The organism is Spongiimicrobium salis, assembly GCF_043678055.1.
Classification (GTDB): domain Bacteria; phylum Bacteroidota; class Bacteroidia; order Flavobacteriales; family Flavobacteriaceae; genus Spongiimicrobium; species Spongiimicrobium salis.
Window position 1 is genome coordinate 946,478 of sequence record NZ_JBHEQA010000002.1, and the last position, 22,426, is coordinate 968,903.

19 protein-coding genes are annotated in these 22,426 nt (G+C 37.8%); 11 read left to right on the plus strand and 8 right to left on the minus strand.

Going from position 1 to position 22,426, the window contains the following annotated elements; all coding sequences use genetic code 11:
- From ACEXOE_RS13440 to ACEXOE_RS13465, 6 genes are read left to right on the plus strand one after another with little or no spacing between them, the layout of a single operon-like run.
- Window positions 1-1,209 (plus strand): restriction endonuclease subunit S, encoded by a 1,209-nt coding sequence (locus ACEXOE_RS13440; RefSeq protein WP_394749326.1) that lies wholly within the window; start codon window positions 1-3, stop codon window positions 1,207-1,209.
- Window position 1,210: 1 nt separating this feature from the next.
- The gene (locus ACEXOE_RS13445; RefSeq protein ID WP_394749327.1) at window positions 1,211-2,527 is read left to right on the plus strand and encodes a phospholipase D-like domain-containing protein; all 1,317 of its coding nucleotides are present in this window, start codon (window positions 1,211-1,213) and stop codon (window positions 2,525-2,527) included.
- Window positions 2,527-3,042, plus strand: a complete 516-nt coding sequence (locus ACEXOE_RS13450) for a hypothetical protein (protein WP_394749328.1) — start codon at window positions 2,527-2,529, stop codon at window positions 3,040-3,042. The genes ACEXOE_RS13445 and ACEXOE_RS13450 overlap by 1 nt, the downstream gene beginning before the upstream one ends.
- The gene (locus tag ACEXOE_RS13455; protein ID WP_394749329.1) at window positions 3,043-5,946 is read left to right on the plus strand and encodes a type I restriction endonuclease subunit R; all 2,904 of its coding nucleotides are present in this window, start codon (window positions 3,043-3,045) and stop codon (window positions 5,944-5,946) included.
- An 11-nt stretch (window positions 5,947-5,957) separates the two neighbouring features.
- Window positions 5,958-8,267, plus strand: a complete 2,310-nt coding sequence (locus tag ACEXOE_RS13460; protein WP_394749330.1) for an OLD family protein — start codon at window positions 5,958-5,960, stop codon at window positions 8,265-8,267.
- Window positions 8,264-9,226, plus strand: a complete 963-nt coding sequence (locus tag ACEXOE_RS13465; RefSeq protein WP_394749331.1) for a hypothetical protein — start codon at window positions 8,264-8,266, stop codon at window positions 9,224-9,226. The genes ACEXOE_RS13460 and ACEXOE_RS13465 overlap by 4 nt, the downstream gene beginning before the upstream one ends.
- Here the strand turns inward: ACEXOE_RS13465 and ACEXOE_RS13470 are convergent.
- Window positions 9,215-9,448, minus strand: coding sequence for a helix-turn-helix domain-containing protein (locus ACEXOE_RS13470; RefSeq protein ID WP_394749332.1), 234 nt, complete (start codon window positions 9,446-9,448; stop codon window positions 9,215-9,217). The two genes, ACEXOE_RS13465 and ACEXOE_RS13470, sit on opposite strands and share 12 nt — an antisense overlap.
- Window positions 9,449-9,544: 96 nt before the next feature.
- Between ACEXOE_RS13470 and ACEXOE_RS13475 the strand changes: the two genes are divergently transcribed.
- Together ACEXOE_RS13475 and ACEXOE_RS13480 are read left to right on the plus strand one after the other, a co-directional pair.
- The gene (locus ACEXOE_RS13475) at window positions 9,545-9,877 is read left to right on the plus strand and encodes a hypothetical protein (RefSeq protein ID WP_394749333.1); all 333 of its coding nucleotides are present in this window, start codon (window positions 9,545-9,547) and stop codon (window positions 9,875-9,877) included.
- 21 nt (window positions 9,878-9,898) lie between these two features.
- Window positions 9,899-10,201, plus strand: coding sequence for a hypothetical protein (locus tag ACEXOE_RS13480; protein ID WP_394749334.1), 303 nt, complete (start codon window positions 9,899-9,901; stop codon window positions 10,199-10,201).
- Window positions 10,202-10,356: 155 nt separating this feature from the next.
- Here ACEXOE_RS13480 and ACEXOE_RS13485 read toward each other — a convergent pair whose 3' ends face one another.
- From ACEXOE_RS13485 to folE, 6 genes are all read right to left on the minus strand, one after another.
- A complete protein-coding gene (locus ACEXOE_RS13485; RefSeq protein ID WP_394749335.1) occupies window positions 10,357-10,881 on the minus strand; it encodes a hypothetical protein in 525 nt (174 codons plus the stop codon).
- A 406-nt stretch (window positions 10,882-11,287) separates the two neighbouring features.
- A complete protein-coding gene (locus ACEXOE_RS13490; RefSeq protein ID WP_394749336.1) occupies window positions 11,288-13,708 on the minus strand; it encodes an ABC transporter permease in 2,421 nt (806 codons plus the stop codon).
- Window positions 13,709-14,126: 418 nt separating this feature from the next.
- Complete coding sequence (locus ACEXOE_RS13495) at window positions 14,127-15,758, minus strand: PhoX family protein (RefSeq protein WP_394749337.1); 1,632 nt, start codon at window positions 15,756-15,758, stop codon at window positions 14,127-14,129.
- Between the two features lie 33 nt (window positions 15,759-15,791).
- The gene (locus ACEXOE_RS13500; RefSeq protein ID WP_394749338.1) at window positions 15,792-16,289 is read right to left on the minus strand and encodes a hypothetical protein; all 498 of its coding nucleotides are present in this window, start codon (window positions 16,287-16,289) and stop codon (window positions 15,792-15,794) included.
- Entirely contained in the window at window positions 16,289-16,765 is a 477-nt protein-coding gene (locus ACEXOE_RS13505) for a hypothetical protein (protein WP_394749339.1), read from the minus strand. Before ACEXOE_RS13505 ends, ACEXOE_RS13500 begins: the two co-directional genes overlap by 1 nt.
- Window positions 16,766-16,767: 2 nt before the next feature.
- On the minus strand, window positions 16,768-17,430 hold the full coding sequence (gene folE, locus ACEXOE_RS13510) for a GTP cyclohydrolase I FolE (protein WP_394749340.1): 663 nt from the start codon (window positions 17,428-17,430) through the stop codon (window positions 16,768-16,770).
- Window positions 17,431-17,568: 138 nt separating this feature from the next.
- On the opposite strand from folE, the gene ACEXOE_RS13515 reads away from it, so the two are divergent.
- From ACEXOE_RS13515 to ACEXOE_RS13525, 3 genes are all read left to right on the plus strand, one after another.
- Entirely contained in the window at window positions 17,569-17,949 is a 381-nt protein-coding gene (locus ACEXOE_RS13515) for a Fur family transcriptional regulator (protein ID WP_394749341.1), read from the plus strand.
- Between the two features lie 277 nt (window positions 17,950-18,226).
- Entirely contained in the window at window positions 18,227-18,619 is a 393-nt protein-coding gene (locus ACEXOE_RS13520; RefSeq protein WP_394749342.1) for a hypothetical protein, read from the plus strand.
- Between the two features lie 3 nt (window positions 18,620-18,622).
- On the plus strand, window positions 18,623-21,232 hold the full coding sequence (locus ACEXOE_RS13525; RefSeq protein ID WP_394749343.1) for a DUF4132 domain-containing protein: 2,610 nt from the start codon (window positions 18,623-18,625) through the stop codon (window positions 21,230-21,232).
- A gap of 61 nt (window positions 21,233-21,293) precedes the next feature.
- On the opposite strand, the gene ACEXOE_RS13530 is transcribed toward ACEXOE_RS13525, so the two are convergent.
- Window positions 21,294-22,337, minus strand: coding sequence for a succinylglutamate desuccinylase/aspartoacylase family protein (locus ACEXOE_RS13530; RefSeq protein WP_394749344.1), 1,044 nt, complete (start codon window positions 22,335-22,337; stop codon window positions 21,294-21,296).
- Window positions 22,338-22,426 lie beyond the last annotated feature (89 nt).

Consider the following 22,426-nt stretch of genomic DNA (forward strand, 5'->3'; position numbering starts at 1 on the left):
ATGAAGGAGGAGCGATTAGTGCCAGAGTTGAGGTTTAAAGGTTTTAAGAAAAATTGGCGAAATTCATCTTTAAATAAAGAATGCGTGGTAAATCCCAAATCACCAGAACTGCCTATTGAATTTATTTATATTGACCTAGAAAGTGTCAGTAAAGGAATTTTAGTTAGCGAAAATAAGGTAAAAAGAGAGGGTGCCCCTAGCAGAGCACAGAGGCTATTGAAGACAAATGATATTATCTTTCAGACTGTCAGACCGTATCAAAAGAATAATTATCATTTTAAATTTAATAAGTCAAATTACGTTTCTTCAACGGGATATGCACAACTAAGAACGGAGAATGAATCTGCATTCATTTACCAGATGTTACATACAGAACTTTTTGTAAATAAAGTATTGTTGAGAAGTACAGGTTCTAGTTACCCAGCGATAAATTCTAGTGACTTGGGTAAGATTAAAGTCAATTTACCCAATCTAGAAGAACAACAAAAAATAGCCACCTTCCTCACCTCTGTAGATACACGTATAGAACAGCTTACACAAAAGAAGGAATTGCTTGAGCAATATAAAAAAGGCGTGATGCAACAGCTCCTCTCGCAACAGTTACGTTTTAAAGATGATGATGGTAAGGGGTTTCCTGAGTGGGAGGAGAAATCAATAAAGGTTATTTCAAGTTTAATCAAAGATGGTACTCACTCAACTCATAAGGATTACCCAAAGTCTGGTTATTTGCTTCTCAGTGCGAAAAACTTAGTTAATGGTAAATTGTCTTATGATGAAAATGATAGGGAGATTTCAGAAAGTGACTACAATCAAATTTATAAAAACTATAAACTTAAAAGAGATGATATTTTATTATCTATAGTAGGTACAATTGGCAGAGTAGTAAGATTTGATGGTACACAAAATATTGCATTTCAACGAAGTGTAGCTTTTTTCCGCTTTGAAACTGAAAACCCATCTTATGTTGAGCAGTATATGAAAGCTGAAGGTTTCCAAAGGGAATTGCTTAAGAGGAAAACAATTGGTGCTCAACCGGGCATATATCTTGGAGACCTTTCTAAAATAACAGTTAAACTTCCTAGCCTTGTCGAACAACAAAAAATCGCCGATTTCCTGTCGAGTATTGATACCAAGATTACACAGGTAGCATCACAAATTGAGAAGTCAAAGGAATTTAAAAAAGGGCTGTTACAGCAAATGTTTGTTTAAGATGAGTAACAGGGAACAAATACTTATAAATCCTATAACCGAAGAGGTAAGAAAGAGTACAGTTAAAAGCGTTAAGCACTTACTATTTGCTGTTCCATTTATAAGTGGTTTTGCCAAGAAAATTATTGATGGCGACACTATTAATCAGGTTAAAGACAAAAGAATAATAACACGCTTTAACGATAGTAACATTAATACATTTAATATCCCTGCACTATCTTACTTGTTAGACTGTGGCTTTAAAATACTCATCAATAACAACGTTCACTTAAAATTATATATAACAGACAATGATACTTATGTTACTTCATCAAACCTTACGCAAGGTGGCTTTGTGAAAAATGATGAGTTAACGATACGAGTTGCCCAAGAGAATGAAAGCAGATGCAAATCTATCTTTAATGACTTATGGGCAAATCAAGATGAAGGCTTTGTAAATAAACAAACAATTAAGGATAGTTGGGATAAGTACAACAGCCTAAAAAAACAAGATGATTTCTCAAGGCTCAAGAAGCCAAAAACAACCACAAAGTCACTTGAAGAATTAAGCCTAAACAAACTGGATACTATTGCCTTGTTTAAAACTATAGCCACCACGAGAGAAGTATATGAATGGACTTTAGAACGAGAAATTGAAGCTAATAGAAAAAGAAACATAGTAAAGAAACAGCTAAAGGAAAATGGATTTGACCTTGAGTTGTTTTATGTTCCAAAAGAACATCATAAAAGAAATGAAACGTTATTTTATGATTTTGTGTACGGTATAGAGTCGAAGCTCGCTGGAACAGGTTTATGGGAGAAAGCATTTAAAACAAGTTTTGAGCACCCTAACTTTAAAGAAGTAGTAGGATTTGTTTATCCTGAATCTGTAGGATTGCCAGCTTGGAACTTAAAGAATGAAGAAGAATTAATGAGGTTTTGCAAGGGCTTGTTTAGTTTTAATATATCGCATTTCAGCTCAGCTCTCCCAATTCGGATAGCTTCGTATTTTCATCCTGAAATTTTCTTTCCAATATTTAACCTAGGTCATCTTAGAACAACCTTTGGGGCATTGCAAAATAAAACGAATGCAAAGGATAATTGGGAGCTTCTATTCGTGTATACGAATACATTTACTCGTCTTCTTAAAGACATTAGTATAAGCCTTTATGCTAAGTCTTCTATTTTATATCAACTACACTACGCTGTTGAGTTGCATAGACTAATTGACGAAGGCGTTAGATTTGAAGATGCGGTCAAGTCTTTTGGAGAAAAGTGGAAACAAAACTATGGAAGACAAGCAGTGAAATATCTAAAACAAATAAATGCTATAGACTAATGAAACATCAATTCCTTCTTAACGAAATTTGGATACTCACCTTCGGTGGTGCGTTTCAGCGTTCAGGAGTGTATAGTGCTAATGTTTCAGAAGATATGCGTAGCGAGATAAGAAACGCTCTTAGAAGCTTTGTAGATGAGGTGCTCGTACCTAAATATGTAAATACTGTGCCAAGCGATATAGAGCACGTAGATAACATAAAATCGCTTTGTGAAACCTCTACTGCATACAAGAAGTATCTAAGTAATGGTGCTATTAACTTTGGCGTTAGTCAGAAGCTTTTAAATCTGCATCTAAAATACCGCTGGTGTATAGGCGATATTAAAGAACCGCCTCACTTTCCTGTAGACAGAATCATTCAAAAGAAACTGCGCTACCCTATTGTACCGTGGACACAGATGAAAGATGAAACCGATTATATGAAGATTATTGCTTTCGCGAAAGCGGAACTAAAAAACCATAATTGTAAATCCCTTGCCACACTTGAACTAAAACTATTTGACCGCAGAAATTAAATGACCACGCAAACTGAACAAATACTTGAGAATAACCTTGTAGCACAACTAGAATCGTTGGGCTATGATAGAGCCATTATTAAAGACGAATCAGACCTGTATAGTAACCTCAAAGGGCAACTTGAAAAACACAACAAAGTTGCTTTAAGTGATAAAGAGTTTGAGCAGGTATTAAATCACCTCAACCGAGGTAACGTCTTTGAGCGAGCTAAAATACTCAGGGATAAGTTTCAGTACACTAAAGATGATGGTAGCGCGGGATACCTTGAATTTCTCGACCAAGTGCACTGGTGTAAGAATCAGTTTCAGGTCACACAGCAAGTAAGCATAGAAGGAAGCTATAAGAACAGGTATGATGTTACTATTTTAATAAACGGTTTACCGTTGGTACAAATAGAACTCAAGCGTCGTGGGCTTGAGTTAAAAGAAGCCTTCAATCAAATAAATCGTTATCAGCGTCATTCATTTTGGGCTGCTTCAGGCTTATTTCAATATGTACAGCTATTTGTGATAAGCAACGGTGTGAATACTAAGTATTATGCGAACAACCGCAAGCAGGAGTTTAAACAAACCTTCTTCTGGGCAGACAAGTTCAATAAGAAAATCACACAGCTTTCTGAGTTTACAGATACCTTTCTAGAGAAGTGTCACCTCAGCAAGATGATTACAAAGTATATAGTACTTGCGGAGACACATAAGGTATTGATGGTGTTACGCCCTTATCAGTACTATGCTACGGAAGCAATTATCAATCAAGTAAAAAATAGCGTGCATAATGGGTACATATGGCACACTACAGGCTCAGGAAAAACGCTTACTTCATTTAAAGCTAGCCAAGTACTCAAAGACCTCCCAAAGGTTGATAAAGTTGTTTTTGTAGTAGACAGAAAAGACCTAGATTATCAGACAACAAAGGAGTTCAATAGCTTCTCAAAAGGCAGTATAGACGGTACAGATAATACTAGCATACTCGTACAGCAGTTTACGAATACCTACAAAGACGACAAAGGTGAAATCAAGAATACAAAGCTCATCGTCACGACTATTCAAAAGCTTAATAACGCTATAAGTAAGAGTCGTTACAAGACAAAAATGGAAAGTGTAAAAGACAGCAATATCGTTTTTATTTTTGATGAGTGTCACCGCAGTCAGTTTGGTCGCACGCACAAAGAGATAACTGAGTTCTTTTCAAATAGTCAGATGTTTGGTTTTACTGGAACGCCTATACTTGTTGAAAATGCAGCAAGCAATTCTGAGTTCGGGAAACGTACAACCAAAGACCTTTTCGGAGAATGCCTACACAAGTACGTGATTACTGATGCTATACGTGATGAAAACGTATTAAAGTTCTCTATTGAATATATCAACACCATAAAGCAAAAAGACGGAGTAGAAGATATTGACGTAGAGGCCATAGATGAAAAGGAAGTAATGGACTCGCCTAAGCGTATAGAAGCTGTGGTAGACTATATCATCAAGCACCATCCTCGTAAAACACATCAAAAGAAATTTAGTGCTATGTTTTGTGTAAGTAGCGTAGATGCTTTGACTACCTATTACGACATCTTTAAAAAGAAGCGTGAAGCTGGCGAACACAATCTGCGCCTAGCAACTATATTTTCATATGTAGCAAACGAAAATGATTCAGATGCTAATGGTTATATCGAGGCTGACCTTCCTGTAGCTGCCGAACCTCAAGCTAGCTATGGTAACTCTCACACTAGAGATAAGCTAGAAAGCTACATAGGTGATTATAATACCCAGTACAAAACAAAGTTTACAACTAAAGATTCGCAGTCGTTTTATAATTATTACAAAGACATTGCAAAGCGTATCAAAGACCGAGAGCGTGAAGACTTTAAAGATGTAAACCGTGTAGATGTGTTACTGGTTGTAAATATGTTTTTAACGGGCTTTGATGCCAAGAAGGTTAATACTCTTTACGTAGACAAGAACCTGCGTTATCACGGCTTAATACAAGCCTTCTCGCGTACAAACAGAATATTAGGTGAAGAGAAGTCACAAGGGAATATTGTCGCCTTTAGAAACCTAAAAGCAAGAACAGACGAAGCTATTACTTTGTTTTCTAACAAAGATGCAAATGAAGACATCATCCTTGAGCCATATGAAGACTATGTTCAGAAGTTTAATCTCGCTTTCGCGAAATTATTAGGCATTGCGCCAACAGTTCAAAGCGTAGATAACCTACAAAGTGAAGATGACGAGTTAGACTTTGTAAAAGCCTTCCGTGAGCTTATCCGTATAAAAAACGTATTACAATCATTTACCGATTTTACCTTTGATGATATCGCCTTAGATGAGCAAACCTTTGAGGACTACAAAAGTAAATACTTAGACATCCACGATAAGGTACGCAACGACAATGCTGTTTATAAAGAAAGCATCTTAAATGATGTAGATTTTGAATTAGAGTTGATTCGCCGTGATGAGGTTAATGTGGCTTATATCTTAGAGCTTCTCGCTGGAATGAAGGACACTACTACAGAAGAGAAAACTAAGAAAGAAAAAGCGATTAATGACCTCTTAGAGGGTGAAGCACACCTACGTAGCAAACGTGAATTAATTGAGCGCTTCATACAAGAACAAATGCCACTCATAGCAGATGCAAAAGACATACCAGCCGTATTTGCTACTTACTGGACAGCAGAGCGGAAAAAAGCATTAGTAGCGATGTGCGCCTCTGAAAGTTTAGTGCCTGAAAAACTTGAAGAAGTTATAAGCGATTACCTTTTTACAGAGAAAGAACCACTGCGCGATGATGTACTAGGTGCATTAGAAAAGAAACCTTCTATACTACAACGTAAGACCGTTTATGAACGCATCCTAGGTAAGATTACCAAATTTGTAGAAACCTACATCACAGGGCTTCCTGAGGCGGCTTAAAAGAATTTATTATGACATTAGCAGCTATATATATTCACGAACACTTTTTATTTGACAAACCAGAGGTTATAAACTTTGGTGGTGAAAAAAAATATCACTTTGAATTTGATGAAAATAAAAATGCCATAACAATAACTACGGTATTAAATGACTATTATATTCCTGATTTTTTTGGTGAAAAAATAGCAAATATATCTGCGGTTGTTGGAGCAAATGGAACAGGTAAAACTACTCTAATGTCGATAATAAATAAATACAAAGATGATGCTAAAGCTTTGTTTATTTATGATGATGGAACTGAAATACCTATAGTGGAAAACAGAACAGGTAGAAGGGATGATAACGGACGTCCGACATCTGAAAATCAATTATTTGTTTATTACGAAAAGAATGAACTTACATCAATAGCGCGAGATGATATTTCAAAGTTATACTATACTTCAATACCTGACATTGAACTTGATAATTTTTCTTCGGCGCTAAATATAAACCCTCAAAGAAACCAAACACTAGATGATTATCATTTTGAAAAGATTGAAAAAAATGTAATGTTTCTTAGTAGTGAATTGAGTATAGATTTAAAAAAGAAAAATAATGAAATACCTTTATACGATAAGCTTTTTATATCTGCTAAGCCGTTATCAAAAAGAGACTTAAGGAATACCTATGGCGGCTTTGAAGTTGAAGGGGATATCGAATCTACACAAAAGTTAAACCTTGATGACTTATGGAAAACCTATACTGTAAGAGATGAAAATAAAACTCATCTAACAAACGATGGATTGGATTTTTTTAGCAACCTTGAGGTTAACATTCTGTCTTATGTGCTAATCGACGCTACTTCAATGCAAACAGAGTACAACGGAAGACCAGATACGACTTTTGAAGAGTTTATAAAAAAGAAAGATTTTGAGGACAAGCTAATTGATTTTTTAAATCACAAAATTGCCTTTATTGACAGATATATTTACCTGCGTATTAAAAATGAAATCGATGCCTTGAATTTTACGGTGTGCCTTACCTTAATAGATGACATTGATATCAATGCGGAGTTAGATGAAAAAGAAGACCGAGTAGTAAGAAGACTAGATAAAATACTTAAGACTAGTACATCTTTAGCTAAGCCAAAAGATAATGTAGGAGTACTTTTCAAACAACTCGAATCACTTGTTAATGATGAGCTTAACAGCAATGAGTTCAAGCATTTCAGGGATGGTATACAAGAAGTACTTAAAAGATTAAACACTCCTACTTCAGTCACAATAGAGTCTATTAATAGAGAGATATTAAGCTCAATTAAAGAAATTAAAAAAGGAATTGAACTAACATTTAAGGCGCTAAGAGAGAATAGAAAAGAAATAAAAACCCAAATCACAGGTAAAGCTAAACAAGCTATCAAGCTGTTTACTAAAATCAATAGCTTTTATAAAGCTATGACAATAGTAATAACAAGAGATGGTTTTAACTTAGATAAGGGAGTTTTAAGTTTAGACCTACAAACGCTTAAGTTTACTGAGTTTAAAGAACTGATGCAAGCTTATAGATTAATGATATCAGCCTTTAATGAGAACTCAGTAATCAATGCTCAGGTACTTCAATTCACCCCTTCAAAGAGGCTCTCTTTTGGCGAGAAATCTTTATTAAACCTATTCAGTAGTTTTTACGGTTTTACACTTAATAAGTATAATCATCTTCGTCGTAAAAAAAATCACATTTTATTGTTGGATGAAGCTGACTTAGGCTTTCATCCGTTATGGAAACGCCGATACGTTAGTTACCTTATTAATGTTTTACCTGATATTTTCGCCAATCTATTCGTTATGCTCGAAACACACTCAACTATGGAGGAAGCCGAAGCAGAAAATATATCACCAACAATTCAAATAATCTTTGCTACCCACGACCCTCTAGCTCTCTCTGACATCCCTAATGATAATGTAACCTATCTGAGGAAGGGTGACAATAATAAATCAAAAATACTTTCGGATATAGCAGATGATGAGCGACCGAGCAATTCTTTCGGAGCTAATATTTCTGACTTGTTATCTCATTCTTTTTTTGTGGATAATGGACTAGTAGGTGACTTTGCAAGTAAAAAAATTAATGAAACTATAGCCTGGATTAATTATAAGAATGGTCACGAATACGATGAATCTGTAAAGTTTGAAGATGAGCCTGACTATCATAAGAAACTAATCGAGTTAGTAGATGAACCTATTGTCAAGCATAAATTGCGTCAAATGTATATTGAAGCTACCAATGACAAAGAAGCTATCGAAAACGAGATAAATCGTTTAAGGAAAAAAATTAAGCAAAAATGATTAATATTAATACTAGTCATACCAAACGAGCTTTAAAAATTCATCAACAAGGATTAAAAGGTAAAATTGTTGTAAGAGCTAAAAGACGTTATAAGGATAGAAAGAATTCAATCGGACGAATTCCTTTTAAGCTTTTGATTGTTTTTTTAATAGAAAATGAAGAAAAAATAATAGGTAGTGAGTTGACTATTGTTAAAGATATACAACAACAATTGTTTGAGCAATTTGGGGACACCTCTGAGCTCCGTATGGATTTAAATAACATTATTAATTACAAGTGGTTTCGCAAGTATAAGAAGAAAATGCACGATGGTTTTAAATTAGCTAAGGCGCTATCGGTTGATGTCTGTCCATATTGTAATAGAAATTATACTACATCGCATAAAGTAGAGGGGAAAACAAAAAATGTATTCCCTGAATTTGACCATTATTACCCTCAATCCGATTATCCTTTATTAGCACTTTCATTCTATAATTTAATTCCAAGTTGCAATATTTGCAACACTCATTATAAAGGGGATGACGACCCAAGTGATGCTGAACATAATATTCTTTACCCTTACTCCAAACTTAATGCTGTTAAGCACTTTAATTTTGCTTTCACACCATTAGATTACACTAGTCTTATTGGTAAAACCACTAATTTTAATACTTCAGTTAACACTGCTAAGTACACTTCGCCTCAGCATATAAAAGACTTAGTTGAAGGTTCGCTAAATTATTTTGATATAGTTGGTACATATAACGCAAACCACAAGGGGCTTATTAAAGGGCTAATTAATAAGAGAATTAACCACTCGGACGCATACATTGAAAGTCTATTCAGGAACTATAGCATAACAAAGGAAGATGCCTATCACATATTATTTGAGTCTTACTACGAAGATGAGAAGCTTATCAAGCTACCTTTTAGCAAATTAAAGAAGGACATTTTTGATGAGATTGAATCACTTAGTTAAGAGCTGAGTAATATTTACTTCTAAGGCCTCTGCGACTTCTTGAAGTGTAAACACGCTCGTGTTAATCTCACCACGTTCAATACGACCAACCTGATTTTTTGGAATTTGAGCAATAGAAGCTAATTCGTGCTGAGAGTAGCCTTTATTTTCTCTAGCTTCACGTACTTTTTTACCTAAATCTTTTAGGTATTTATCACGTCTATTTTTCTTCTCTTTATCCACACCGAAAGATGTGAATAGCTCAAAATAAAATCGGACACATATTTGGGGTATTCGTTGAATTGTATTATTATTGGTTCACAAAACGTAAATAACTTTATGGAGATAGCATATCGAGTGAAAAATAATAAAGAATATAACGATGTTAGAATTAGTGTCGTTACTGATGGAGGAAAAACAGTGAGTGTTTCTACAGGTCTTTCAATTAAAGAGGAACACTGGGACTATAAAAGAAGCATACCTAAATCTGTAAAATCTTTTACTAACTATACTATTATCCGAATTGCTCTAGCTAAAGTTAAATCAGCTGTTTACAGTAGGTATTGTGATGAGTTGGGAATGAACATCGAAATTAATAAGGACTGGCTTCACAGAACTGTGATGACTGTATTTAAGCGCCCAGTGGATGAGTTAGAAAAGTACAGTCAATAAGTATTTATCTCACTAAATTATATGAAAAACAAACTTTTGCTTCCTATCATAGGAGGCATCATCTTTATTGCCTCAATAATAGCTTTTATTTCATTCGCTCATTCATTCATCTATGAGCTTAAAGAAGGGAACCTTGATGAGAAGGGCTTGATAGTTTTCCCACTTGTACTACTATTGTTCATCTCGTCAGCTTACTATGTTTATGCAACTAAATTTGGTCGCCAACTCAAGTCTTCAGTAGACCAAATGAAGGAAGAAAAAGAGAAGCTAAAAGAGCTTATTGAAATAGAAGAGTTAAAGAAAAAATTAGAAACCGTTAAATAGTTATCCTATTTTTTCTTTTTCATCTATGCGCTCACGTGTACGCCAATAGATATATACAAACACTGCTAACGTGTAAACAAAAGTGTTCTAATAATAACTAACTCGTCTACCAGTATTAGTAGAGTTATAAAACCTAAAAGAATAGTATAGCGTTATTACATACTGTTTTTACTTTGTAATGAAACTGCAAGTAAATCATCAGCTGTAAATATATCTTTATCAAGCTCAGGCTTGTAATCATCTATGAATACTTTCTCTAAGCCTTCAATAGTACCATTTATAGCTATGCTATTGCATTTAATTTTTCTTGAGTTATCTAGATGCAGTGAACGCCATAGAGCTTTATTTGTCCCAATATTTTCAAAATAAAATGTAGCACCTGTATTAGGTAATCGATAATCCTTGATATATAGTATAAGTTCATCCCACTCCTCAGGTTCATCGATAAGGTTATCAGTTAAGCCATTCTCTAACTCTTTAAGCAAAGCATCATAAGCATAGGTGATTGTTAGTTTACCATTGATATACTTACCAGTATCATAAGGCAATCGCTCAGTGTATGTTCTTAATTCTAGCTCAGGTTTATTTGGGGTGTCAGATTTCTTTAATAGTATCCAGTGACTTTTAGTAAGGTCTACTTTATCCGTTCTGACGAATTGTAATTTGTTAGTCGTATTCATTTAAAAAAATAGTATCTGAGCTTGTATGTCATTCTATAGTCCTAAAAAAAGATGCGACCCTTAAAAAGAAAACGAAATACTTTTTGGGGGTGGGGTCTTTTTAAGGAAGACTTTGATTCAGTTTTTTAATTTTTTACTTGTCGAGACTAAATCACTTTATAAGCTTTTTTCTTATAGAGTATAAAAATAAGCTGAATGATGATTACCTTGTGCTTGGCTAAAAAATCTTGTTCACAGGATTATGAACTTTTCACCTCTATTAGTTAGTTTTATTGTTGCATCTGTATCTCATTTGTATCACTTTATCGTAACTCACTCAAGATGAGAGGTTGTTATTTTCTGTATCGGGAAGTAGGCCGTATTTACATTATTCAAGCTATGATTATTAATTTACCCTATCTATCCCCTATTCCGTGCGTAAACTTTTTACAGGATTAATAGTTGCCGCTTGGATGGCCTGATAACTTACCGTACAAAGCGCTACCAACAATACGCCCAAAATCGCCACCCCAAAGACCCACCACGGGATTCCGATACGGTAGGCGTAGTTTTCCAACCAGGATTGCATAAAATAATAGGCCAATGGAATGGCAATGAGACCAGAAACCAATACTAACAAGGCAAAATCCTTTGAAAGCATTTGAAATAGACTCCCAATAGAGGCGCCCAATACTTTGCGGATCCCAATTTCCTTGGTACGCTGTTCGGCCATAAAAGTAGCCAAGCCAAAGAGCCCCAAACAGCTAATAAAGATAGCCAACAAGGAGAAGATTTCCGATAAGCTTCGCATCCGCTCCTCTGTTTTGAATTTGCTTCCAAAAGCCTCGTCCACAAATTGGTATTCAAAAGGAACATCAGTGGCAAACCCTTGAAAAACCCCTTCGACAGTGGAGAGGGATGCCGCTAGGTTCTTCCCTGGCGCCAGTTTAAGGGTAATCCAGTTGGTTTCATTATAATTTATGGAATAGATGGCCTGTTTTACGGCTTCAAAAGGGGATTCCGTCAACAGATTTTTCACCACCCCTAGGATTTTATGCTCTCCATCATACCATTGGATCGTTTTCCCCACCGGGTCCTGCAGCCCCATATACTGTACAGCTGCCTCATTGAGGATATAACCGGTGGAATCCGAAGCAAAATCCCTGGAAAAATCTCTTCCTTCTTTTATTTGCCAGTCCACTGTCTTTCCATAGTCGTGGGATACATAAAAAGAAACGATATTGGTGACAAAATCAGGATCTTTACCCTCCCACTCATAGCCGCCGTTGCTGTTCCAAACCGCTGTCAACGGACTGGAAGATTCCGCCATTTCCACCACTGCCCCACTTTTTTTCAGGGCCTCTTGCAAGGCATTGTATTTTCCTTCATAGTCTTCGGTGCTTTTTTCAACCATGATCAGATTACTTTTGTCATAGCCTATGGGCCTATCTTTGGAATGTTGAATTTGCCGATTGACCACCAAGGTACCGACCACTAAAATGATGGAAACCGTAAATTGGACCACCACCAAAGCTTTACGGAAAGATAGCACGGTTTTCCCGCTGCGAATGGTTACTTTCAATACTTTTGCCGGGCGGAAGGAAGAGAGATATAGTGCCGGATAACTTCCCGCCAAAAGACTGGTAAGCAGCACTAATCCCAGACCCGCGGACCAAAACAAGGGGTTGGCCAAAGGAAAGACGATCTGTTTATCCGCCAACTGATTGAACAGGGGCAAAAGCAGCCCAAGAAGCATGCAGGCCAGGGCAAAGGCACACAAGGTGACCAGCAATGATTCTAGCATGAATTGCCCCACCAATTGATTTTTATTGGATCCAACCGTTTTTCGAATGCCTACTTCTTTCGCTCGTTTCATGGCCCGGGCCGTAGCCAAATTCATAAAATTGATACAGGCCAACAGCAACACAAAAATTCCAATAATACCGAACATGCGCACATATTGAATCGCTCCTCCAGTAGGTACCCCATTCTTAAAATTAGATTTTAAATGCCAATTCTTCATCGGATGGAGAAAGATTTGGGGGTTGCTCCGTTGGGTTAGATCGGGAACATGGTCGTATAAGGTATTCTTAATCTTATCACTCACGCCCAACATATTGGACCCATCGGCTATTTGTACATATAATTGATAGGAATTATTGTCCCATAGTTTTCGGTCACGTGCCACTTTTACCCAGTCGTACATAGCTACATAAAGGTCCCAAGGAGCAATAAATTGGAGTTCTTCTAAGCCCGAAAAGGCTGAGAGGGCATCAAAAACGTTTGCATTTTGGGGCAGGTCTTCAAAAACTCCTTTAACGGTAACATAGCTATGATTGTTTAACTTCATGCTTTTTCCCATGGGATCTTCGGAACCGAAAAATGCCTTGGCCATAGCGGCTGAAATTACAATGGAAGTGGGATCATCAAGCGCATTTTGATCCCCTTTCAACATGGGAAACGAAAACATACGCAGCACATCTTTTTCCATAAAAGCCCCATAGGTATTCAAGCTTTTTTCTTCCACCGATAGTACATTATCCCCTGGGAAAGAACTCATGACCACATGTTTGAAATCGTCCGCATAGACGCTCCGCAATTCATCGGCTAAAGGATAGGGATGATTGTACCGGGTGCGAGTCTCCCCATTGTTGGTCTTGTTCATCAGCACCTGTGCAATATTTTCGTAGTTTTTGAAATTGGTATTAAAACTAAGCTCGTCATGAATCCACAGTCCTATAAGCATGGTAACCACTAGTCCAAGGGCCAGACCGCCCACATTAATAAAAGTGTATCCTTTGTTTTTGAAAAGGTGGCGCCAAGCGATTTTTAAATAATTACGTACCATGATTCTCCTTTTTTATGTGTTATGGTTGCTGATAAATAGACGAATACGTTCAGGGGTTTGAATTTCTTGTTTCCATTTTCATACCATAACATTAATGTACTGATAATCAATATAATAAATAATACAATTTTTTATTTGGTGTAAAAAAATTAGACAATTTTTGTCAAAAGTATTTACACTAAAAGGATAGTGGATTTCAGCTAAAGGATTAAATCCGTTAGTTTAGCAGGGTCAATATCGTGTTTGTATGGAGCAATTTATTGTTGACGATCGTCCGGATAGTATTGTAATAGATTCTTCTATTTGGAAAGTGAAGGCGCTCCCTAATTTCTTTGGATGTATCACGAACGTACCAACGTTCTATGCACCGCCTGCCCTAGCCTTCAATCCGACTTAAATTATTCATCTTTTCAATCAACTAGCCTTGTATGGCCACTACGGCAGGTTTAGGGATCTTATCCCCATCAAAAGGCCATTGGCTGGTGGGGTTTTCCAAATCCCTGGTTTGTTCTCCAGGGTGCTGCACACTTAAAAATAAGGTCTTTCCATCTGGGGAAAACCAAGGGCCGGTCAGTTCGGCATCCCGCGGGGCCGATACCACACGAATAACCTTTCCGGCATCTTTTCCATGCCGGGGAATAAGAAATAAGCTGTTGTTTTTAAAGGGTAGATAAGCGCCTTTATTCATGGAACGTCCAGACATATCTGAAGTAAACCACAGGTTTCCGGACAAGTCAAAGGCCAGATTATCCGGGCAAGAAAAGCCATTTTCTTCCCCTCCGGCCATATAGGTAGATGCTGTAAAGGTGAGCGCATCGAACTTGCCTTCCGTCTCCTCAATTTTTAAGATGGACCCATGCAAATCGTTTTTCCCCTTATTGTTGGTCAAGGAAACCAATATATTTCCGGTAATCGGGTCAATTTCTATATCTTCTGGACGATTCAAAGGAGTCGCCCCTAATAATTTCGCAGCTTCCCTAGCCCGCACCAATACCTCGGTCTGGTCTTTGAACGTACTTTTCAGCACTTCCTGACTTTTCCAATCCAAGGGCAGCCATTTTCCATTGACCGTATCCGCTACATAGAGGATCCCTTCTTTTAAAGAGCCTGGTTCTGAAGAAATAAATTTGTAGAGATGTTCATCACTTTTATCATCACCGGTATAGGCTACTACACGTTTGTCCTCCAATTCATATAGGGTACAACATTCATGGGCAAATCTTCCCAAAGCAATATGTTTTTGGGCGCTTCCATCTTTAGGATTCACCTCTACTACCCAACCATAATGCTCTGGTGGATATTCATAAAAACCCTCCCATCCCCACCTACTCGGTTTGTGGGTGGCGACATTATTTTCATCATAGGTGGTTTCTCCAAAAAGGGCATCATAATTTTCCTCACAAGTCAAAAAGGTCCTCCAGGGCGTAATGCCTCCCGAGCAATTACTGTGGGTCCCTATGACCGTGCTAACTCCTTGTACAGGGCTATCCCAGTTCAAAGGAATAGGGGTTTTCGCCGTGATACGCCGGTTATGCGGGTCATTTTCCACAACCTTCCATGTTCCATTTTCTTCCTTGATCCGTACAATACTCCCTCCTACATCGTACATTTCCCGATCTACTTGTTCCCGAGTCCTGTGTTCTTCGGGATTTTTGAATTGGTGCCGATTAAAACCAGAAACAAAAAGCGGATTTACATATTCATGATTTACCCATAAAAGGCCATCCTTTGGATCATTTTCATCGAAAGGAAGAAAACAAGTAAAGTCATTATTGAATCCAAAGGTATCTTGATCGCTGATCTTATCTCCCCATTTAATGATGGTTTCATAGGTCAACCCTTTCGTAAGCACCAAGTCGTCCTTATCGGTGGGCGCTAAAGCTTCAATAATCACCTGCCCCAAACGTTCCAAATCTTCGGAGCTTGCGTCCTTGGCAGTAGCAGGTGTCGTGGTATTTCCACAGCTTATTAAAAACGGGGTAGGTATCGCGGCACCTAAACTTGCTTTCCCTAAAAATGAAATAAATGTTCTTCTATCGTACTCCACCATACTATGATTTCCTGGTTTGCTGATTATAAAACTCTAATTTAAGGAATACTTTTCAACACAAGTCAAATCAGCATGGATAGGATGAAATGTGTTTTTTTGTTTGTTGTAGATTTTCCCTCTCACCTTAATGGACTCCCTGAAAAAAAGATTAAATTCCCGTTGCAATTCCTCAACTTTCTTTTTTAAGCAATAGGACATCATGGAGAATTCCGGGTTCGCGCTCTGTTTCAATAAAACGGTATATTTTATTTGTTGGGTGATTCCGCTATACAAGTTGTTCAAACTTCGAATCTCATGAAAATTTTGATTCCCAAGGGCATCCAAAACAATTCGGTTCTCATTGGACCATACTAAGAAAACCTCCTTGATGTGATGCTTTTGGATCATTTCTTTGATCTCGAGCATCACATCAGCATCAAATATCGCAGCATTACCTAGAGAACTATAGAAATAGTTTTTACTCCCGAACCTATGATCTATGATTGTCTCTAGGTGGTCTGTTGGACATAAGAGGTAGAGGGATTTCTGCATTAGACGGCTTCTTCTGTTATGGTATATGGAAAAGAAGAATGGTGAAGGTCTATTTTGAGTTCCCCTTCAATAAGCCGATAGCCAAAAGTATATTCTACTTTGACCTCATTTCCGTCCAAATCGGTAAAAAAATAATCTCCCATGGCAATCGCACGATCAGTGTCCAAGATCATTCCCGCATTTTCAAATCGCACCTTTGTCCAAGGTTGTATCGCAAAGCCCTTGTCTTCCTGACAAGCACGATCGTCACCAGCGATAAAATACGATAATGCTTGTGCTTTTGAAGGTCTAAATTGTTCTATGGCACATTTGGTAGGTTTAAATAAAACCGTCCCTGCTTCAAAGGCATATAATACATCTAAAAATCCACTGGCATACACTTCGCACTCTGTTCTATTATCTTTTAAAGCTCCAATGCTAACTACGCCTTGCCCCCATGCGGTCTGGGCATCCAATACTTGTTTTTCTGAGATCATGTCTATGCTTTTTGATGAGTAATTACACTTAAAAATTCTTTTCTGTTTTCCTTATGTTCAAACACTCCCCCATATTCTATGGTGGTGGTTGTACTATCCTTATCTTTTATTCCCCTGGAGGATACGCATAAATGCCTTGCGCAAATCATGACAATGACATCTTCGGTATCCAGAATACGCTGCAAGTCCTTTAAAATTTGCAGCGATAGTCTTTCCTGTACCTGCGGTCGATGCGCATAGTAGTCCACTAATCTGTTGATCTTTGATAGCCCAATGACTTTATCTTTGGGAATGTAAGCGATGTTGGCATGTCCTGTGATCGGTAAAAAATGATGTTCGCAAGAAGAATCTATAGTAATATTCTGTTCGACAAGCATTTTATTGTAGCCGTACTTATTTTCAAATACGGATAATTTGGGCCTATTTTTCGGGTCTAGCCCATAAAATAATTCCTTCACGTACATTTTGGCGAAGCGATAAGGCGTTCCAGATAAGCTATCATCAGAGAGATCAAGCCCCAATTCCTCCATTATTTTACTGAAGTGATGCTGGATCGCCTCAATTTTTTCATTATCTGATTTTTGGAAGGCCGTTTTTATCATTGGTGTTTCTACACTGGTAGAAATATGATTGTCTCCTATTAGTTCTATCTGTTTTTTATTCATAGGTTATCTAACATTTACTAAATTTATGCCGATGATAATGCAGTAACTGCTTTACATCCAATTTTAAATTAATGCAACTCAGTTGCAAATATAAGCACACTATTTGTTATTGCAACTTAGTTGTAATAAATTTACACTATGGGAATTATTAGAAAAACACAGTCCGCCGGAATCATCTTAGCCGAATTCGCCAAAGAAAAAGGGGCCATTTCTGTGGTGGAATTGGTAAAACGTCTTGGTACGATTATGAACAAAACCACCATTTATAGGGTATTGGACAAATTGGAAGATGATGGTGTTCTACATTCTTTCCTTTCCAATAATGGTATAAAATGGTATGCAAAATGTAATGGTTGTTCCACTTCGGGTCATATTGATGCACATCCGCATTTTGAATGTTTGGATTGTGGGAAAGTAGATTGTCTGGAAGTGCAGATAACTATCCCAAAAGTACCCAATCGTAAGGTGGTCGCTTCCAATATCTTGATTAAGGGGAGGTGTGAGCAATGTTCCGCCTAGAAGTTAAAAGTCCCCTATACTCATTTCCAAAACTTTGTGGAAAAACTTTTTACGCATTTTTAGCGTAGAAAACCCTTCTTATTCCGGTTGATTCTATTGCTAACGCGTTCTACGAAGCACAGACTCAGGAAGTTTTCACAAATTAGTTGCCTTTGTCATAGAAAATGAGGAACTTCATAACATAAAATATAGTTTATATTCAATATCCGATGCTATACTAATTTTGCCTCGAATTTTAGGGGGTATGGGATTAAAGTATCGTTTAAAATTAAACACCATGGAAATTACATTAAGGGACACCACATTTACCGGAGACATTCTTCATGAAATCACTATTGCCGTACAGCACGAAAGAACCACGGTCAAGGAATTGATTGCCGCAAGGGTAGAAACTGAAGTTAAAGCCTATAATGACAAGTTGCCCGAGTATTTTAAGGGGTTGATTCAGCCTACTCAGGCCGAAAAGACCTTAAATGGGTATAAACTTAAGGATCGGAAAAGAAAGATTGATGTGGAGAAACAAGTGTTGATTGCTTGGGAGGCGTTTCAGCAGAATGGCTACTTTGTATTGATCGATGAACAACAGGTAGAGAACTTGGAGCAAGAAGTACTGATCCGTAAAAGTACCGAAGTAAACTTTGTTAAATTAACGCCATTGGTAGGAGGATAAATTATGAGCTTTATAGACCGATTCACCGCTCTTTTTCGCGGAGAAAAAAACCAAACCGACCCAAAAGCAGCCAAAGCATTCGACAGCCTATTGAACGCTGTACTCTTAGAAGTGGACAAAGATAAAAACGGCCAAAATTGGTGGTACAATGTTTCTTTAGGGAAGCTGCTATCCTATCAAGCCATTAAAGCAAAGGACAATGCCACCAAAAGGGCTTTAGTGTTCTATTTGATCGAACAAGTAGCTGCACTTCATAAAATAAATTATAAGAAAAAAATATGGTCCAGCAATGATAGGCACAGATACAAGGAAGCGGCATATACGGAAATCCTAAGTGGATTATTACGCAGCAATCTTGAGTTTTCTATTGATGAGATCATCTTCATTTTAAATCAATTTAAGGAAGCTGATGAATATCATACGAAAAGATTTGTGGATTGGCCCATAGGATTCACCATCCAGCAAATAGAACGTTTGGTGAAGAAGCAAGGACTAGAAGATTCCCTGAAATTATTTCTGGAGAAGTTTCTAAAATGGCCCCAAATGTCGCAAAAACGCAATTACTGGGGGTCGGATTTAGAAAAGGTACGCGTTAAAATTGAAAAACTGCTGTTCGAAACCAACAATACGGAAGGTAGAACAGCGCCCTATCATCTGCCCGATGACAGGCTTGGAAAATTGATTAATGGGGCAATAGAAACCTTGCCAGAACGTCAAAAAGATGCCTGGTACGCCCTATTTCATTTATGCATCAAGGCCAATGCTTCCAGGCCTTCGCAAAAATACCTTAAAAGTACCAGTGCTGCCATTGACGCCATAGGCATAGCCAAATATAAGGCCATGGTTCATCCTTGGTTGGACTATGTCATTGGATTAAAAGAGATTGAAACTGTGGTGGAGCAAGTTTACAATAATCATACCTACACCTATAGCACGTATGAATTCATGCATGAAAAGACTTCGGTATTTTTAAAGGGCCTGGTATGGAGTCTTTGCAAGTTTCACGATAGCAAAACATTGAACCTTGTGGGGCAACTTGCCGAGCGGGCGTTTAGAAAAATTCCAGGAGTAGGACCTGCAGCTGCGGCCGTAGGCAATGCCTGTCTGTATGTACTGGGACATACTAGGGGATTGGAAGGCGTTAGTCATTTATCCCGATTAAAACTGAAGATCAAACAGAACGGTACCAAAAACCTTATCATAAAATATTTAGAGGAGGCTTCCAACAAACTAGGTGTTTCCGCTGCAGAAGTGGAAGAATTATCCATTCCCGACTTTGGATTGCAATTGGGTAGAAAGGAATATGAATTCAAGACGTATACCCTAAAGCTCGAAATCCAAGAATTGGGTAAAGTTGCTTTAAACTGGGAAAAACCAGACGGATCTTCACAAAAGACAGCACCGGCATTCCTCAAAGATTCTACTACTTTAAAGGAGAAATTAAAAAAAGTGAAAGCGGAGGTGGCCCAGATAAAAAAATATTTAACGGCCCAAAGAGATCGGATAGACCGATCTTATCTGGAAAATAGGGTATGGACCTATGAAAACTTTCAAAAGCATTACTTAGATCATGGATTGGTAAGTTTTATTTGCAGACGCCTTATTTGGCAGTTCAAAAAATCAAATACTTTTGTTTCCGCTATCTTTAGCAATGAAGGATGGAAGGATGTCCACGGAGAACTTATTCCTTGGATTTCAGGGGAAACAGAAGTTCGGCTATGGCATCCCATTTATGCCGAAATTGATGGGATTATCCATTGGCGAAATAGCTTGGAAGAACTCCAATTAAAACAGCCGTTGAAGCAGGCGTACCGCGAAGTCTATTTGTTGACCGAAGCAGAAATCAATACCAAATCCTATAGCAATAGAATGGCAGCCCATATCATTAAGCAACATCAATTTAATGCCTTAACGGCTTTAAGAGGGTGGCGGTATACGTTGTTAGGAGCATTCGATAATGGTATGGATTCTGGGAAAGCCTCTATCACCATTAAGGCACACCAATTGACGGCAGAATTTTGGATCAATGAGCTGAATGATGACGATGCATTTAACGATGCGGGAATATGGAATTATGTAGCCACCGACCAGGTCCGTTTTTTAAAGGAAGACCAAACACAGGATTTGATTGATATTCCTAAAATTGTGTTGTCCGAAATTATGCGGGATGTGGATCTGTACGTAGGGGTGTGCAGTGTGGGCAATGATCCTGAATGGAGAGATAATGGTGGATTGCCACAGTACAGGGACTATTGGACCAGCTATTCTTTTGGGGATTTGACCGAAGTAGCCAAGACGAGAAAAGAAATCCTTGAAAAACTGGTACCGCGATTAAAAATCGGTAAAGTCGCCTCATTTGATGGGAAATTCTTAAAAATCAAAGGCACAAAACGCACCTATAAAATTCATATTGGAAGTACAAACATCTTGATGGAACCTAATGATCAATATCTATGCATTGTTCCGTCACGGGGAAAAGATCGAAAGACAGAAAATATCTTCCTACCCTTTGAAGGAGACCGAGGGCTTTCCCTAGTATTGAGCAAAGCGTTTTTATTGGCAGAGGACCATAAAATTGAGGATGCTACCATATTAAGTCAGATCAATCGGTAAATAATTTGCCCGAAACGGCTACAAACGTATAAACTTCACAGCGCAAGAAGTATGGCTGGCATTATTCCAAAAAACTAATGCACATCAGGGTGTCATCAATATTTACCGGAGGTGTGGAAACCTTATACAGAATGGTTCCCGAAACAGGCGCTTTAAAGGTTGATATTTTGGTTCCAAATTCATCGGTAATATAGCCCACAACAGCTCCTCTCTCTACCTTATCCCCCGCCTTATACCTACTGTAGAAAATACCATTTCTATCTGCTCTAAGATATTTTTGATTATTCAATGGAATCAATTTTTGATTTGAAGTTTGGGTGACTTTAGGATACATGTTCATCGTATGAAGCATATTGTACACGCCATTTTTGATCAAGCGGACCGCTTCCTCCTGAACATTGCCCAATTTACCGCTCTCTATACTCAGGGCAACTTTTCCATCTTTACAGGCTTGTTTGAACACATATTTTGCAGGATCGTGGGCTTTTAGGGTATACGCATAGGAAACCACATATTCAAATCCACTGTTTTCCGAAAGCGCTTTAGCCATTTTAGTCTGTTCCGGATAGTTTTCATTGTTGTAGTAGCAGATAAAAGGAAGTAAGTCCTCGGAAGCATCCCCACCATGAATATCTAAAAAAACATCGCTCATGGGAATCACCTTGGTATGGATATAATGGGCAATTTTTTGTGTTACGGATCCATTTGATTTTCCTGGAAAGGCATTATTTAAATTTACCTTGTCCTGTGGATTCATAAATGGGGTCCGGGAATAGAAGGAGGCGGTATTAGCAATAGGAAGTATAACCAAAGTCCCTGCCAAGTCGTCCAATCGGATTTCCTTCAACAATTCCTGGGTAGCCACTATGGGAGGGTACTCAAAACCATGAACTCCAGCAACCATGGTAAAAACCGGACCTTTCTTCTTTCCCTTTAACAACACTACGGGCAAAAAAGTCCGGTTGTTTTGTGCATCCTTAAATTCAATTCGTATATCTTTCCGCAATGGCCTTGTTTCACTCTCATAAGCGCCTTGCAAATCGTCCTGAGCGGTCACCCAAGAAGGGATCAGAAGAAATATAATACCGAAGATGATCTTATTCATAGTATTGCCTTATAATTTCTCACAAAAATACATAAAATCAATGCCTCCCCGGCACATCAAAATAGTAATGCACCAGCTATAATCTGGGC

Excerpts from the sequence above, each read along its gene's own strand:
- ACEXOE_RS13440 (WP_394749326.1), top strand. The coding sequence starts at position 1 with ATGAAGGAGGAGCGATTAGTGCCAGAGTTGAGGTTTAAAGGTTTTAAG.
- ACEXOE_RS13445 (WP_394749327.1), top strand. The coding sequence starts at position 1,211 with ATGAGTAACAGGGAACAAATACTTATAAATCCTATAACCGAAGAGGTA.
- ACEXOE_RS13450 (WP_394749328.1), top strand. The coding sequence starts at position 2,527 with ATGAAACATCAATTCCTTCTTAACGAAATTTGGATACTCACCTTCGGT.
- ACEXOE_RS13455 (WP_394749329.1), top strand. The coding sequence starts at position 3,043 with ATGACCACGCAAACTGAACAAATACTTGAGAATAACCTTGTAGCACAA.
- ACEXOE_RS13460 (WP_394749330.1), top strand. The coding sequence starts at position 5,958 with ATGACATTAGCAGCTATATATATTCACGAACACTTTTTATTTGACAAA.
- ACEXOE_RS13465 (WP_394749331.1), top strand. The coding sequence starts at position 8,264 with ATGATTAATATTAATACTAGTCATACCAAACGAGCTTTAAAAATTCAT.
- ACEXOE_RS13475 (WP_394749333.1), top strand. The coding sequence starts at position 9,545 with ATGGAGATAGCATATCGAGTGAAAAATAATAAAGAATATAACGATGTT.
- ACEXOE_RS13480 (WP_394749334.1), top strand. The coding sequence starts at position 9,899 with ATGAAAAACAAACTTTTGCTTCCTATCATAGGAGGCATCATCTTTATT.
- ACEXOE_RS13485 (WP_394749335.1), bottom strand. The coding sequence starts at position 10,881 with ATGAATACGACTAACAAATTACAATTCGTCAGAACGGATAAAGTAGAC.
- ACEXOE_RS13490 (WP_394749336.1), bottom strand. The coding sequence starts at position 13,708 with ATGGTACGTAATTATTTAAAAATCGCTTGGCGCCACCTTTTCAAAAAC.
- ACEXOE_RS13495 (WP_394749337.1), bottom strand. The coding sequence starts at position 15,758 with ATGGTGGAGTACGATAGAAGAACATTTATTTCATTTTTAGGGAAAGCA.
- ACEXOE_RS13500 (WP_394749338.1), bottom strand. The coding sequence starts at position 16,289 with ATGCAGAAATCCCTCTACCTCTTATGTCCAACAGACCACCTAGAGACA.
- ACEXOE_RS13505 (WP_394749339.1), bottom strand. The coding sequence starts at position 16,765 with ATGATCTCAGAAAAACAAGTATTGGATGCCCAGACCGCATGGGGGCAA.
- folE (WP_394749340.1), bottom strand. The coding sequence starts at position 17,430 with ATGAATAAAAAACAGATAGAACTAATAGGAGACAATCATATTTCTACC.
- ACEXOE_RS13515 (WP_394749341.1), top strand. The coding sequence starts at position 17,569 with ATGGGAATTATTAGAAAAACACAGTCCGCCGGAATCATCTTAGCCGAA.
- ACEXOE_RS13520 (WP_394749342.1), top strand. The coding sequence starts at position 18,227 with ATGGAAATTACATTAAGGGACACCACATTTACCGGAGACATTCTTCAT.
- ACEXOE_RS13525 (WP_394749343.1), top strand. The coding sequence starts at position 18,623 with ATGAGCTTTATAGACCGATTCACCGCTCTTTTTCGCGGAGAAAAAAAC.
- ACEXOE_RS13530 (WP_394749344.1), bottom strand. The coding sequence starts at position 22,337 with ATGAATAAGATCATCTTCGGTATTATATTTCTTCTGATCCCTTCTTGG.